Source organism: Pantoea sp. EEL5 (assembly GCF_049892805.1).
Lineage (GTDB): Bacteria > Pseudomonadota > Gammaproteobacteria > Enterobacterales > Enterobacteriaceae > Pantoea > Pantoea ananatis.
In genome coordinates, this window is sequence record NZ_JBNDNJ010000004.1 from 1 (window position 1) to 14,998 (window position 14,998).

Sequence of the window (14,998 nt, forward strand, 5' to 3'; positions counted from 1 at the left end):
GAATACTGATGATCTGTTCGTCGGAAAATCGCTTCTTCATGGGGATGTCCTCATGTGGCTTATGAAGACATTACTAACATCGCGGTGTATTAATCAATGGGGAGCAGGTCATGGATCCATACTTGTGGCCGTAGTAGTACCTCAACGGTCTTAACCTGCTCGTCTTCGCCCTCGAAGAACGATTGCACGATCTCTTCACCCAACCTTCCTTGTTCAACGTTCATCCATTGCGTGAATGAATCTTCATCTTTGCGCTCAAATGCCCCTTTTCCAGACTCAGCATCAGCTAAGGTATTACGCCAGTATGAAGTGAATCCTTGAGTATTGCTGTCCATTCCCCATCCCGTGACTTAAATTAACCTATTGATTTCGTTGATATAAAATCCTCATGGTTAAACATTGTCCACGATGCGAGGACGAGCGCAAGAATTTGTTGTATATGAAGGTGATGGATTAATCTGAGTAATGATCAATTCAGGGTGACGACTTTTGTTATTCAATCCATTACGTCATTTCCTTCTGTTAAACAGCTGCTAGTAGTGCCCGATTCCCAATGTTCTAAAGAAATCAAACGGAAACTCTGGGAACTGAAATCTGCTTTAGTTTAAGGCTAATTACCTGAATTTCGCGTATCATAACGGAGTTTTTAAACCCTGACCGTGGAGCCATTATGACCGCCAAAGAATATCTGGGTGACATCATTGGTGGCAGCCTGATGTTGCGTGAGAGCAGAGTCATCGCGGAGCTGCTGATATCCTCACCAAATGATGATCAATGGCATAATGCTATTGTAAATGACAATGTGCTGCAGAAGACCTCAGTGCACAGTGTTAAACGCATGGCTTCAACCCTGCGTAAAAGAATTCAACCGATGGGTGAGGCATTCTGGACTGAGCTACTAAAGGCCCCTGATGATGCAGCCAGACAAATGTTGCTAATGGCGACAATGTGCCAATCCCCAGTGCTGACCGATTTCATGGCAACGACACTGTCTGATGCCCGACAGATGTTTCGTGAATCATTGCGCAGCGAAGACTGGCAGGAATTTATTCTATCCCGCCAGCGTGCCATTGTCGGCTTGGATCAATATTCCGAAAGCTCAATCCAGAAAATGGGCAACAATGTATTTAAAATCCTCGCAGATAGCGGGTATCTGGAATCAGGCCGCAGTAAAAAGCTGAAAAATGTCTTCCTACTACCCCAGATAAGAGAGTGGGCAAACAGTCTCGACTGCCAAAAAGTCTACGATGTGATGGAGTCAGTCAGATGAGAGCGAAACTGGACAGTAAGCCGCAATTGTCAGCTCGTCTGGAACAAATCGAAGACCGGCTTAAAAGTGAAGGCTTCCTGAAGAACCAAGAGCTCGGTGGTGAGATCGGTTTTTATATCTTTGATTACCCACCTCAATTTGAACTTACCGTACGGGAATATCTGAGATTGACTCTGCCTCGCCTGGCCCGGCAGGGGCTGAATTTCGCTCATCTCAATCTGTTCGAAGAGGTACTGGCAATTTTGCAAGAGCGTAAATTGTTAGATAAAGCTTTTGATCTGGAACGCAAAAAAGGTACCGATGAGCTAGCCAAAGCACTTAAAGGACCTCTTGAACAAGGTCGAATTGCTAAGCATCTGATAGATAAAGTGCTTCCGGCCTCGCCTCAATTTGTATTGTTATCAGGTCTTGGCCAATGCTGGCCATTACTACGTGGTCATAGTTTGCTTAATGCATTACATGCCCATATGGGGGCGATACCATTGGTATTGTTTTATCCGGGCAGTTACAACGGCCTCGAACTTTATCCTTTTGATCTGGACAGCGCAGAAGTGGCAACAGCCAACTACTACCGAGCTTTCCAACTGGTGCCTCACGCATCTAAGTACTGAAATTTAAACTGCTGCCGAAGCTTGTTTTTTGAGAGAATTCAAACCACTAACTTGGCCGCGAAAGAGTCATCACGTTATAGCGAGCAGAAGCGTCTCGCTGAATGATAGAGACGGAATTTTTAATGCAGATAAGAGAGCTGTTTACCAAACAACTGGATCGCCCAATCAATGGTGTGGTGAAAGCCGAGCAGCTGGATGAGCAAATCATCTGGACTGAGCTTGACGAGTATGTGGTGACCCGTGAACTTGACCGCCACCTTCGTCACTTTTTTGAGACCTACCTGCCTGGTGTCAGCCATCCAGATGATCCTAGTGTGGCGGGTAAAATTGGGATTTGGGTATCGGGTTATTTCGGTTCCGGTAAATCTCACTTTATAAAGATCCTCTCTTACCTGCTCGGTAACAAGAAAGCTGTTAACAATGGCCAAACAAAAGCTGCCATCGAGTTTTTCAAAGAGAAAATCAGCGATCCCCTTCTTTACGGTGATATCCACGCTGCAGTTAACCGCAATACTGAAGTAATTCTCTTTAATATCGACAGCCGCGCAGATACTGAAGACAAAGAAGATGCCATTCTCAAAGTTTTCTTGCGCGTCTTCAATGAGCGCCTGGGATATTGCGCTGACCATCCTCATATCGCACACCTGGAACGTGAGTTAGATTCCCGTGGCCAATACGAGCCATTCAAAGCAAAATTTGCTGAACTCACGGGCTCAAGCTGGGAAGAACAGCGTGATGCCTATGGTTTCTGTCGTGATGAAATGGCAAAAGCCTGGGCCTATGCTACCGGCCAGTCAGATGCCTCATCGGTGCAGAGTATGGAAAATCTCGAATCCATGTTTACTCTCGACATTGCCAACTTCTGTAAATGGGTGCGGGAGTATCTCGATCGTAGCGATCCATCTGGTGACAGTAAACGCATGGTCTTTCTGGTAGATGAGGTCGGACAGTTTATCGGCAACAACACCCAGATGATGCTCAAACTGCAGACGATAACAGAAAATATCGGTACCGCTTGTGGAGGCAGAGCTTGGGTAATCGTCACTTCACAAGAAGATATCGATGCCGTACTAGGAGATCTTAGCGCTAAAAAAGGCCAGGACTTCTCCAAGATCCAAGGGCGTTTTCACACAAGGATTTCCCTCTCCTCGTCCAATACCAATGAGGTAATACAGAAACGTCTGCTCGAAAAAAGTGAAGACGCTAAAAACTGCCTGGCAGAATTGTTCAGTCAAAAAGGCGACATTCTTCGCAACCAGTTGACCTTTGATACCAGCACTACAGCTGAGCTTGCTAACTACAGTGATAATGTTGAGTTTGTTGATCACTACCCTTTCATTCCCTATCAGTATCTGCTGGTACAAAAGGTCTTCGAAGCAATCCGCAAAGTGGGGGCTACCGGTAAACATCTCTCCCGTGGTGAACGTTCTCTGCTGGATGCATTCCAGAATGCCGCACGCCAGCAGATGAACAAAGATATCGGTGTATTGGTGCCTTTCCATGCCTTTTATCCGGCAATCGAATCTTTCCTCGATACCAACGTTAAACGCATCTTCGAACAAGCGGCTGAGAAAGCAAGCCTCGATCCTTACGACATTAATATTCTTAAATCGCTGTTTTTAATCCGCTATGTCGATCTGGTCAAATCCACCATTGATAATCTGGTCACACTCTCTATTGAAGAAATAGATACCGATAAAGTGGCACTGAAAAGCCGAATCGAAGCCAGTCTACAGCGTCTTGAAAACCAGCTATTGATTGTCAGAAATGGCGATGAATACGTATTCCTGACTAACGAAGAAAAAGAAGTCGAGCAGGAGATCAAACACACTCAGGTTGAAGCAACTGAAGAGAACCGGCAACTGGCCCGGTTGGTGTTTGAAGAGGTAATGGGCAATCGCCGTCAGTATCGCTATCCGGTAAACAAGCAGGATTACCCTCTGACTCGCTTTTGTAACGGCCACTCTATAGACGGCAGCCAACAAACAGATCTGGTGCTCAAAGTCATTTCCCCACTGGATGCCAATTTTGACAGTTATAACGAACAATCCTACAAGGCACTGAGCCAAGAAGGGAATGGTTGTATTCTGGTACGCCTGTCGAGTGAGAAGCGGATCTGGGCTGAATTTGATACTTGGTTGAAAACCGAGAAATTCCTGGCAGGGATACGAGGTAAACGACCTGAGCAAGAGAAATTGCTGGCAGAAAAAGCACTCGAAAACACCCAGCGTCGCAGCCGTCTGAAATTACTATTCGATGATCTGGTGAAACAAGCACAGATATTCGCACTCGGTAATGAGCTGCAAAGTAAATCGGCTAGTGTCAGCAATATGCTTGATGAAGCTTGTGCCTACGTAATCGAAAACTCATTCCAAAAGCTCTCTTTACTACAAAGCTGTGGTAACAACCCGGTGCAAGAGCTGAAGTCGGTGATCATGGCCGATGACATGGCACAGCTAAATGTAAATCTCGGTGAACAAGACCCCAATGCTGCTGCAAAAAAGGAGATTGAACTCTTTTTAAATGTCGCAGATGAAAAAAATCAGCCGGTCTACCTTAAAGAATTGTTAGAGCGATTCAGTGCTCGTCCCTTCGGCTGGAACCGTGACGAAGTAATGCTACAGGTGACTCATCTGGTCTTGCTTGGTAAGGCTGCGCTATCTACGCCGAATGGTGATTTGCCCCTCAAACGCAGCTACGAACATTTTACCTCGGTACGTAGCCACAGCACACTGCGTATTCGTCGAGTACGTCAGCATACAGAACAGCAAGTAGCTAAAGCGGCTAAACTGGCGAAAGATATTTTTAATAAACCCTTCGAGAGCAGCGAAAAAGAGCTGGCGAATAAGCTTCTTGACGTACTAGGCGAGTGGCAGCGATTAATTAAAGAATTTGATTTTAAAGCTAAAGATGGGAATTGCCCTGGCAAAAGCACCCTGCTTACCGGCAGTCGATTGATCGCCAGCCTGCTTGAGCTGGGCAACAACAGTTATGCCCTAATCGATGGACTCTGCCAGCAGAGCAACGAATGGCAGGATTTTGCCGAAGATTTTGAAGAAGTCGAGGAGTTTTTCACTCGTCAGTTTGATATCTGGCAACAGTTGCGTCGAGCCCTCAACGATCAATTCAAATCCAATCGCCATGCACTGGAGCAAAACCCAGAAGCGGCTAAAGCATTATCTGCACTGCAGGCTATCTACGATGATAAATCCCCGTATAGCAAACTGCGCCAGGTGGGATCGTTAATTGATCAACTCATCGCCATTAACCTGCAACTGGTAGAACAGAAACGTGCCGCGGCTTTGGAAGCGATCAATGCAACCCAGCAAGGTGTTGCACCGCTGGTTACTGACTTACCAGCTGAGTTACAAAACCAGGCAATGCGTCCCTTTAATCTGTTAAAAGAACGGGTCAGTAACAGCTTATCCTTACATGAGATTGTTAGCCTGCAACAAGAGGCTGATGATGAAGAAGATAAGGTCTTAGAACTGATCAACCGCTACAGCGCCGAACTTCAAGCTCGTCTGGAAGCGGAGCAAGCCGCAGCACGGAAAAAAGCGGCTGAACCGCCTAATAGCGATGCGGGTACTTTGCGAGAACCGGATCCATCAGGCTCGCCAACTACTATTGCGAATAACTCTGCTGCGACAGTGGTTAGCCACAAACCAATACCTAAACCTATCGAACTGGTTTCACCCGCAGAATTACTCTGTGCCAGCCATATCTTTATAGAAACGGAGCAGGATATCGACACCTATCTCGCGACACTTCGCAGCCGTTTACAACAGGCAATAGGTCAGGGTAAAAGAGTGCGGATCAAATAGTGTTGCCCCCAAAAGCAAGGATGTAAAACGCTCGGCCCCTTTTCTCATCAAAAGGGGCGTAAAGAGTGCTTCGAACACAACCATACGGGAAGAGATAAAACATGTACCAAACCGGTGGCACCATCGAAACGCTGCTGAACAAAGTTGAACAGCATGAATATATTTTGCCTGCAATCCAGAGAGAATTTGTCTGGCGGCCAGATCAAATCTGCCAGCTGTTTGACTCTCTACTACAAGGCTACCCGTTTGGTACCTTCCTGTTTTGGAAAATTAAAACTGAGAATCTGCGTCAGTATCAATTTTATGATTTTATGCGTGACTACCACCAGCGTGATCAAGTCCACTGTAAAAAACTAGATATCATCGGTGAAAATGATCGCATCGCGGTTCTAGATGGCCAGCAGCGAATGACGGCACTAAACATCGGGTTACGCGGTTCCTATAGTTGGAAAACTCAGGGTAAATGGTGGTCCAGTGCAGACGCCTTTATCGAACGTCGCCTCTATCTCAATCTTTTTGAATGCACAGACCCTGACAGCGGAACTCGTTATGAGTTCGAGTTCTTGAATGAGGATGAGGCAAGCCACAACGATGAACAACACCATTGGTTTTTAGTCTCCCGTATTCTCGGTATGAATGCCTATGACGTAATGATGTCAGTCATGGAAATGAAAATGCCAGATGAACGCAAACCAGCAGCAGGTAAAGTGATTTCCCGTTTTCATGACATCATTCACAATAAACCTTTGATCAGTTACTACCTGGAAGAAGGTCAGGAGCTATCCAAGGTTCTCAATATCTTTATCCGTATGAATAGTGGCGGAACAACACTCTCCTATTCAGATCTACTGCTCTCCATCGCCGTAACGCAATGGAGCACGCTGGATGCGCGTGATGAGATTCACAAGCTAGTAGATGAAATGAACCAAATAGGTAATGGTTTTTCCTTTAGCAAGGACCTGGTGCTCAAAGCAGGTCTGATGCTGAGTGATATCGGCAGCGTTGGGTTTAAAGTCGAGAACTTTAGCAAAGAGAACATGCGCAAGCTGGAAGATAATTGGGAATGCATCCGTAAAGCTTTACTTCTTGCAGTCAATTTACTCAGCAGTTTCGGCTTCAACAGTTACAATCTGGGAGCAGACAGTGCCCTACTCCCCATAGCCTATTACCTCTACCATCGAGATCTGGATAACCGCTACCTATCCCGTAGCGAGTATGCTGCTGATAGGCAGGGGATCAGAGGTTGGCTAATTCGCTCTATCCTTAAACAATCCGGTATTTGGGGAAGTGGTCTTGATACGCTTCTGGCTAGCTTGCGAAGCAAGATCAAGGAACATGGTCAGCAAGAGTTTCCTTTGATAGAAATATCGATTGCAATGACAGAACGTGGCAAGAGCTTACGCTTTGATGAAGAAGAGCTACAGTCGTTGGTTGAACTCGACTATGGTAACCGTCGAACTTTTGCCTTGCTATCTCTGCTCTTTCCGGGACATGACTTCTCCCATCACTTCCATGTTGATCACATATTCCCTAGAGCCCGCTTTACCAAAAGCCAACTGAAAAAGATAGGGATGACCGATGAAACACAGATTGAAGAGTGGATGATCATGGCTAACCGGCTACCTAACCTACAGTTGTTAGAAGGGGGCCAGAACAATGAAAAACGTGAGAAGTTACCGCATGAATGGTACGAAGTGATGTGGCCGGAGCCAGCTGCCCGTGCCAATCATCTTCACTTACAGGCAATCGACTCACTTCCAGAGACTTTGGCTGGATTTGAGGCGTTCTATCATAAGCGTCGTGAAATATTATTGGCGCGTTTACGTCACCTTCTTAGTGAACCTCTTACGGCATAATTTCTTTTTCAGGTGAGTTACAACTCATCCAGCATTGTATTCTGAATGGTGGGATACCGCCCGGATAAACCAATTTGTGAGCCTTAATGAACACTGCCAATTTAAAAAAAATAGCCCCTCGGGCTCGTACAGCATTTATCACAGCGATCAAAGCACGCGCTGCTGAATTTGGAATCACTGCCAAGGGCCATATTGAGCCGGTAATTAGCGGTGAAGTTTTGCAAGTTGCTGGATTTACCCATCCAGCCAGTTGTGCCTCTGCCCTTAAGCGCCTGCAACAACAGCTTGCAAACGATAGTTATGAGACTTTAATAGAGCATGTCGCATACACTTGGTTTAACCGCTTCTGTGCCATCCGCTTTATGGAGCTGAAAAGCGAAGAGGGATATTTAGAACACGGTGTACGTCTGCTATCACACCCTTCTCAGCCACAGGGTTTTGAAGTGTTGGATCGCGCCCCTGAGGTGATCGATTCCCTGATAACAGAAGGTGTGGCTTTGGATAAGCCCGCTCTGTTGGACTTGTTACTGGCAGGTAATGAGCAGGAGACTCTCTTCCGTGAGCTACTTCTCGGCCAATGTCACCGACTGCATCAGGCAATGCCATTTTTGTTTGAAGCCATTGATGATGAAACAGAACTCCTGTTGCCTACAGGCCTTACCCGCACTGATGCCTTCTGGCGCGAACTGGTAGATGAGATCCCAGAACTTGACTGGCAGCAAGTAGAGGTTATCGGCTGGCTTTACCAATTTTACATTAGTGAGAAAAAAGAGCAGGTCATTGGTAAGGTGGTCAAATCCGCAGATATTCCTGCCGCTACTCAGCTGTTCACGCCTAACTGGATAGTACAATATCTGGTGCAAAACTCGGTGGGACGTTACTGGCTGCAAACCTATCCTGAGTCCACACTCAAAAGCACGATGCCCTACTATATCGACCAAGGCGAGCAGGCTTCCGAGGTAGTGGCACAACTGGCTGAACTTACAACCGCCAGCATCGAACCTGAATCAATACGCGTACTCGATCCAGCCTGTGGGTCCGGCCATATTCTGGTGGAAGCCTATAATGTGCTCTATCGAATTTATGAAGAACGCGGTTATCGGAGCCGCGAGATCCCAGTGCTAATACTTAAGAATAACCTCTTTGGACTCGATATCGACGACCGCGCTGCACAGCTGGCGGGTTTTGCTTTGCTAATGCGTGCCCGTCAGGATGATCGTCGTCTGTTTTCTCGTAACAATGGTTGTGATATAGACCTGAATATTTACGCCCTACAGGAAAGTCGACACCTCAACATTCAGCAACTTTGGCAAGCACTTAATCTCAATGCTGATGCGCAGCATGGCCAGACTCAAGATCTACTTACAGTAGCCCAAGCTACAGATGCCCCCCGTCTGACGCTTCTAAAAGACCTGCATCAGCGTTTTCTTAATGCCAAAACACTGGGTTCCTTAATTAGTATATCTACTGAACAAGCCTCAGCTATTGAGGAGCTCTATTCCACGATTCAGGAACTCAGCAAAAATGGCGATAATATGCAACGACCTGAATCTAAAAAACTATTACCGCTGCTAGCACAAGCTCGCCTACTAGCTAAACGCTATGATGCGGTGATCGCAAATCCACCGTACATGGGCAGTAAGGGGATGAATGCGGATCTGAAAGAGTTCGCTAAGAAGCAGTTCCCTAATAGCAAGTCAGACCTGTTTGCCATTTTTATCGAACGAAATCTGGATTTAACCAAAGAGTCAGGTGTGGTAGCGATGATCACCATGCAAAGCTGGATGTTCCTTTCTTCATACGAGTCATTGCGTACCCGAATTTTGAATCAACACACTATCCTGAGTATGACCCATCTTGGGGCAAGAGGATTTGATAGTATTGGTGGAGAAGTCGTCTCAACTACTGCATTCGTATTAGGAAATTTTCACCTTTCAAGCTATCAGGGCACTTATCTCCGTTTAGTGGATGGAAACTCTGAAGCAGAAAAAGCAGCCATGTTTAAAGCAGCGATTGCTTAAAGAAATAGGGCTTAAGCAGATAATGTCAAACTCTAACCTCCACAAATTGACTCGCGCCGAGTTAGCCGACATCTATGAAAAATTGGTGCTCTATTACGAGCAGCACCAGGGGCTAACATCTGAACTGTTATCAACCCAGGTTAAAGGATATCGCAAGTTAAAGAGTGGACTTAGTCTACAAATCCAGCCTTTCTCGACTGAAAAAGAGCTGGCGACATCAACCCTACCTACTGCAGATAACAAGCAAAATCTGATCTGGTTCCATAACGCGAAGAGTAACATTTTAAAGAGTATTTTTTACCATCTGCGAAATGCAGCTGCTCATGCCGATATTGAACGAGTTGCAGGAAATCCAATCTGGTAGCACATTGAACATCGTTATAAAGGCCAGCTAAAACTCTTCTGTCAAATGAAAAAAGACTGACTTCTGGCGCTTTGTTGATACAGCTAAAAATCTGAAAAAAAAAGCAGTAGCAAAACGAAAATAGGGAAAGGAGACACGATATGGGTTTTACATTAGAAGATTTAGGGCTCGCTTATCGTAAGGCTAAAGTAGACCTCTATTACTCGACAACTCCGTCGCTATTTGCCATTGCTGACTACGAGGATAAGCTGCAGATTAACCTCACCGATTTGCAAGAACGAATCAATGGAGAAGCTCAAGATTGGATACACACCCCAGATTTTCTAGGGGGTTGGTCTCTGGTCCCAAAAGCCATTAAAACGGAGAAAACAGATGACAGCACAGGACTAATTTTCGCATCACCTGATGATGAATGGCAGAAGATAATAGAAGCTGGAAAAGAAGTCACAGCAGAATTTCGTTTGATGGCCTGCTGCAGTTTGGACTTCCATGTCCTTTCAGCTCTTTGGATGCTCAAGGTGGGTTCGCTTTTTGATAAAAAACTCAGTAGCAATGTCTATGGCAGCCGATTACGCCGTAATCGCCATGATCAAATTAACGAACTAGCACTGGGATCATTTACCCCTTACCTCAAACCTTTTCGCGACTGGCGTGATGGCGGCATTAACGCTATGCGTTCAGCACTGCAAGATAAAAAAGAGGTCTTAGCTCTTACAGCTGATGTGAGCAGTTTTTTCCATGAACTAAATCCTGGTTTTATGCAAGATCCGGCCTTTATAAAACTGATCGGCGTCGAATTGGATCAGAGTCAGACGAGACTGCACCAATTGTTTATTACTGCACTGGAAACCTGGGCAAAACTAACACCACTCGGAAAAGGCTTACCCGTTGGTTTGCCAGCCTCTGCTGTTGTTGCCAATGCAGCACTCTTTAAGCTCGATCAGTTTATCGAACAGCAGGTTGTTCCACTCTACTATGGTCGCTATGTGGATGACATCCTGTTAGTGATGGAAAATACCAGTAAGATAAAAAATACGTATCAGTTCTGGGATTGGATCTTCAATCGGGATGGGGGCAAAGAGTTATTTAAGTGGGAACATAAGGATAACCCAAAAGAACAGGCTATCCTTTTCAAGCCTGATTACCTTGAAACATGTTCCAGCCGTATCGTGTTTACAAACAACAAAAATAAATTATTCGTTCTGTCTGGCGCGGCTGGTATTGCTTTGGTCAATGCTATCTCTGAGCAGATTAATCAACGTGCAAGCGAATGGCGCTCTTTACCAAACCTTCCTGATTCAGCTGAATCAGTGGCAACCGATCTGCTTAAAGCAACCAGTCATATTGGTGAACAAGCCGATAATCTGCGTAAAACTGATGCTTTAACCCTGCATCGCGCTAGCTTCGCTCTCAATCTGCGTGACTATGAAGCTTATGAACGCGACCTTCTGCCTGATGCTTGGAAAGAATACCGCCATGCTTTTTTCGATGCGGTAACAGGTCATTTGCTTACGCCAATAAAGTTTTTCGAACTGGCTCAATACCTACCACGTATCATTCGAATGGCAGTCGCTTGTGAAGATTTTAGCTATCTTGATAAAATGATTAAGGCTCTTAATAAGCTAACGGAAAAGGTCAAAGATCATTGCACTATATCGATTAAGGCTCTGCAGTCTTCCTTGCAATATCAACAACATGATTGGTGGAACACACTTTACGATGCTGTTGCTGAAAGCATTATTTCGTCTTTTCCACACAAGCTATGTGGTGAAGGAAAGGTTGCCTGGGAGGAATTCCGTAATACCTTACAGTTTAAAAAGCACTTAGAGTCTAGTCTGTTTAAACTTCTCGGCCGCAATGTCTTACAGGGAGCTCATGCTCGGCTATTCAGTTACGATCTAGCGCATATTCCACTTCGCTTCATCGGCCTGCCCAAAGAGATGGTGAGCCAGCGAGGCATCATTGCACGCAATAAATTAATCACCTCAGATGCACATGAGTTACTTCCTTGCAATATAACGGAAGGTATCCGTATACTCGTGGATTGGCTCAAATTTAAAAGAGGGATCCCGGCAGGTCTAATTTTCGCTACTCGCCCTTTTAGCCTCAATGAGTTGTATTTGATAGCACCAGATCCGTTTAATTCACTTCACTGCGCTAAGCTGAGCCAGGTGATGCAGGCTTTACGTGGTTTTGAGCTGACCAAGCACAAAATGCCGCATTGGAATAACGGTAAGAAAATACTTCAGATCCCTGATGGCGAACCTAAGTCCAAGCATACAATCGCGGTATCTAGCTGGGAAACTAGTGGGCCGAGTTTTGTCGCAGCGGTGATGAACAAACCCGATCCTGATAGTCGTCGCCGTTATCAGCGACTCAGTCGTCTAATCAATGAACTGATCTCCAGACCTGATAATAGTGGATATCTCATTTTACCGGAGCTGGCTTTACCACCGCAGTGGTTTATCCGCATAGCCCACAAACTTAAGGGGCGTGGTATTTCATTTATCAGTGGTGTGGAATATCTGCATGCTCCGAAAAAGCGCGTACGAAATCAGGTTTGGGCCTCGCTGAGTCATGATGGTCTGGGCTTCCCATCTCTGATGCTCTACCGACAAGATAAGCAGCGACCTGCATTACATGAAGAACAGGAACTCTTCCGCCTTGCAGGTCTTGAATTAAGCCCTGCCACACAATGGACACAACCCCCGATTGTGCAACATGGCGATTTTCGTTTTGCATTGATGATCTGCAGCGAATTGACCAATATTCGTTATCGGGCAGATCTGCGCGGTAAAATCGATGCGTTATTTGTACCAGAATGGAACCCTGATACCGACACGTTTAATGCATTGGTAGAATCCGCTGCACTTGATATCCATGCCTACATCATCCAGTGTAATAATCGCCTTTATGGGGATAGCCGTATTCGTGCACCATACAAAGAACGCTACCAACGCGACTTAATGCGCGTGAAAGGTGGTAATCACGATTACTGTATCACCGGTGAAATTGACATAACCGCATTGCGCCGGTTCCAGTCCAGCCACCGTTCACCAGGAAAACCCTTTAAGCCTGTTCCGGATGGATTTGCTCAGGATATGGCATATAGCAGAAAAGAATTACCGAAAGGAGACTCATAATGAGCCAGCAAGAAAATAACAATATGGATAAATACTTTTATCGTGCGTCAGCTGCGGATTTTAATAAGATTCCAGGAAGCCCAATTTCTTATTGGCTGAGCAGTCGTTCACTTGATATTTTTGGTAATAATCCTGAAATTGGTACATGTGCGGATGCCAGAGTAGGGTTACAGACAAGTAATAATGATCTTTTTTTAAGATATTGGTATGAAGTTAAAGTTAGCGATATTTCATTCAACTCAGCTAATAGGATTGAAGCCCAAGATTCCGGTTTAAAGTGGTTCCCATGCAACAAAGGTGGAGAATTTAGAAAATGGTACGGTAATCACTTCTACGTTGTTAACTGGGAGAATGATGGTGAGGCTATCAGAAATTACAGAGATTCTGATGGGCGCGTGCTTTCAAGACCTCAAAATATGGATTATTACTTTAAAGAGGCTATCAGCTGGAGTGATGTGTCTAGTTCAGTCAATGCATTTCGATATTTCCCTCAAGGATTTATAAATGATGCTACAGGACATTCTGCATTCGGTGGAGACTATCACTGGAAAATGGGATTGATAGCTTACTGTAATAACAAGTATGTTAACGAAATGGCTGCGATTCTTAACCCAACAATCCATTTTCATATAGGGTATTTTAACAAACTCCCATATGCAAAAAAAGCTTGGGGTGTTGATGTCATACCAAATGTTGAAGAGTTAATATCTATTGCTCGCATCGATTGGAACAATAATGAAATTTCTTGGGGCTTTTCCCGTTCGGCACTCCTTAGTGTGGATTCTGACCAAAAATATCTTAAAAATTCACTAGAAAATCTCCGCTCCCAATGGTTTGAATCCACCCAGAAAATGCAGCGTCTCGAAGAGGAAAATAACCAGCTCTTTATCGATGCTTATGGATTGCAGAATGAGCTGATGCCGGACGTACCACTTAGTGAAATAACTCTCGCCTGTAACCCACATTATCGTTATGGCGGAATTTTGACCGATGAAGAGCGGGAAGCCAAACTGCAATCGGATACCGTCGCAGAGCTGATTTCCTATACCATTGGCTGCATGATGGGCCGTTATTCCCTTGATCGTGAAGGGTTAATTTATGCTCATGCCGGTAACGAAGGTTTCAAAACGCTAGTAGAGGAAGGTGCTTATAACCGTTTCCCTGCCGACGGCGATGGTATACTGCCGCTGACCTCTCAAGCCTGGTTTGAAGATGATATTGCTGCTCGGGTTGAAGAATTTGTTCGCACAGTTTGGGGGACTGAACATCTGGAAGAAAACCTTCGTTTTATTGCAGATAGCCTATGCCTTGCCGCAATCAAACCGGTGAAAAAAGGTGGTGAAACTTCCCGTGAGACTATTCGCCGCTATCTATCGACCCAATTCTTTAAAGATCACTTGAAGACCTACAAAAAACGCCCGATCTACTGGCTATTCAGTTCAGGTAAAGAGAAAGCCTTTGAATGTCTGGTCTACTTGCATCGCTATAATGAAACCACCCTCCCGCGCATGCGTACCGAGTATGTCACGCCTCTGCTCGGCCAAATGGACAGCCGTATTGAGCGCCTGCGCCTGCAGCAGAATGAAGCAGAAACAGCCGAAGCCAAACGCATCGGTAAAGAGATCGATAGCCTGACCAAACAGCTTACCGAGCTGCGTTCTTTTGACGACCAACTCAAACACTATGCTGATATGAAGATCCAGCTCGATCTCGACGATGGTGTTAAGGTCAACTACGGCAAGTTCGGTACTTTATTAGCTGAAGTGAAAGCTATCACTGGCGATAAAGCCGAGTAAGTTCAAAAAGATAAAGCGGGGACATTTATGTCTCCGCTTTATCACTTTGTTCTCACTATCCACTTGTACAAATTAGTTAGATTAGCTATCGAATCTTTAGCATGTGGGATTCA

Annotated in this window: 8 protein-coding genes and 1 pseudogene; 8 read left to right on the forward strand and 1 reads right to left on the reverse strand. The window is 45.3% G+C overall.

Annotated features, from left to right (window positions below):
- Nucleotides 1–116: 116 nt before the first annotated feature.
- A pseudogene (locus tag ACPXSQ_RS15870) lies at nucleotides 117–335 on the reverse strand (hypothetical protein); the annotation flags it as partial.
- 335 nt (nucleotides 336–670) lie between these two features.
- Here ACPXSQ_RS15870 and ACPXSQ_RS15875 point away from each other — a divergent pair.
- The 8 genes from ACPXSQ_RS15875 (at nucleotide 671) to pglX (ACPXSQ_RS15910) (ending at nucleotide 14,885) form a co-directional block, all read left to right on the forward strand.
- Nucleotides 671–1,270 (forward strand): DUF1819 family protein, encoded by a 600-nt coding sequence (locus ACPXSQ_RS15875; protein ID WP_062933985.1) that lies wholly within the window; start codon nucleotides 671–673, stop codon nucleotides 1,268–1,270.
- Nucleotides 1,267–1,881 (forward strand): DUF1788 domain-containing protein, encoded by a 615-nt coding sequence (locus tag ACPXSQ_RS15880; protein ID WP_001201808.1) that lies wholly within the window; start codon nucleotides 1,267–1,269, stop codon nucleotides 1,879–1,881. The genes ACPXSQ_RS15875 and ACPXSQ_RS15880 overlap by 4 nt, the downstream gene beginning before the upstream one ends.
- Before the next feature lie 122 nt (nucleotides 1,882–2,003).
- A complete protein-coding gene (gene brxC / locus ACPXSQ_RS15885; RefSeq protein ID WP_426144145.1) occupies nucleotides 2,004–5,705 on the forward strand; it encodes a BREX system P-loop protein BrxC in 3,702 nt (1,233 codons plus the stop codon).
- Between the two features lie 101 nt (nucleotides 5,706–5,806).
- Entirely contained in the window at nucleotides 5,807–7,561 is a 1,755-nt protein-coding gene (locus ACPXSQ_RS15890; protein ID WP_079805578.1) for a DUF262 domain-containing protein, read from the forward strand.
- 86 nt (nucleotides 7,562–7,647) lie between these two features.
- Nucleotides 7,648–9,582: a BREX-1 system adenine-specific DNA-methyltransferase PglX gene (gene pglX / locus ACPXSQ_RS15895; RefSeq protein ID WP_426144146.1), complete on the forward strand. Its 1,935-nt coding sequence runs from the start codon at nucleotides 7,648–7,650 to the stop codon at nucleotides 9,580–9,582.
- A gap of 22 nt (nucleotides 9,583–9,604) precedes the next feature.
- Nucleotides 9,605–9,946: a hypothetical protein gene (locus ACPXSQ_RS15900; RefSeq protein WP_127779720.1), complete on the forward strand. Its 342-nt coding sequence runs from the start codon at nucleotides 9,605–9,607 to the stop codon at nucleotides 9,944–9,946.
- Between the two features lie 140 nt (nucleotides 9,947–10,086).
- Complete coding sequence (locus ACPXSQ_RS15905) at nucleotides 10,087–13,089, forward strand: reverse transcriptase domain-containing protein (protein WP_426144147.1); 3,003 nt, start codon at nucleotides 10,087–10,089, stop codon at nucleotides 13,087–13,089.
- Nucleotides 13,089–14,885 (forward strand): BREX-1 system adenine-specific DNA-methyltransferase PglX, encoded by a 1,797-nt coding sequence (gene pglX / locus ACPXSQ_RS15910; RefSeq protein WP_114263053.1) that lies wholly within the window; start codon nucleotides 13,089–13,091, stop codon nucleotides 14,883–14,885. Before ACPXSQ_RS15905 ends, pglX (ACPXSQ_RS15910) begins: the two co-directional genes overlap by 1 nt.
- Nucleotides 14,886–14,998: the final 113 nt, after the last annotated feature.

What these genes read in the sequence shown, in the direction of transcription:
- ACPXSQ_RS15875 (WP_062933985.1), top strand. Translation starts at nt 671, where the DNA reads ATGACCGCCAAAGAATATCTGGGTGACATCATTGGTGGCAGCCTGATG.
- pglX (WP_114263053.1), top strand. Translation starts at nt 13,089, where the DNA reads ATGAGCCAGCAAGAAAATAACAATATGGATAAATACTTTTATCGTGCG.
- ACPXSQ_RS15900 (WP_127779720.1), top strand. Translation starts at nt 9,605, where the DNA reads ATGTCAAACTCTAACCTCCACAAATTGACTCGCGCCGAGTTAGCCGAC.
- pglX (WP_426144146.1), top strand. Translation starts at nt 7,648, where the DNA reads ATGAACACTGCCAATTTAAAAAAAATAGCCCCTCGGGCTCGTACAGCA.
- brxC (WP_426144145.1), top strand. Translation starts at nt 2,004, where the DNA reads ATGCAGATAAGAGAGCTGTTTACCAAACAACTGGATCGCCCAATCAAT.
- ACPXSQ_RS15880 (WP_001201808.1), top strand. Translation starts at nt 1,267, where the DNA reads ATGAGAGCGAAACTGGACAGTAAGCCGCAATTGTCAGCTCGTCTGGAA.
- ACPXSQ_RS15905 (WP_426144147.1), top strand. Translation starts at nt 10,087, where the DNA reads ATGGGTTTTACATTAGAAGATTTAGGGCTCGCTTATCGTAAGGCTAAA.
- ACPXSQ_RS15890 (WP_079805578.1), top strand. Translation starts at nt 5,807, where the DNA reads ATGTACCAAACCGGTGGCACCATCGAAACGCTGCTGAACAAAGTTGAA.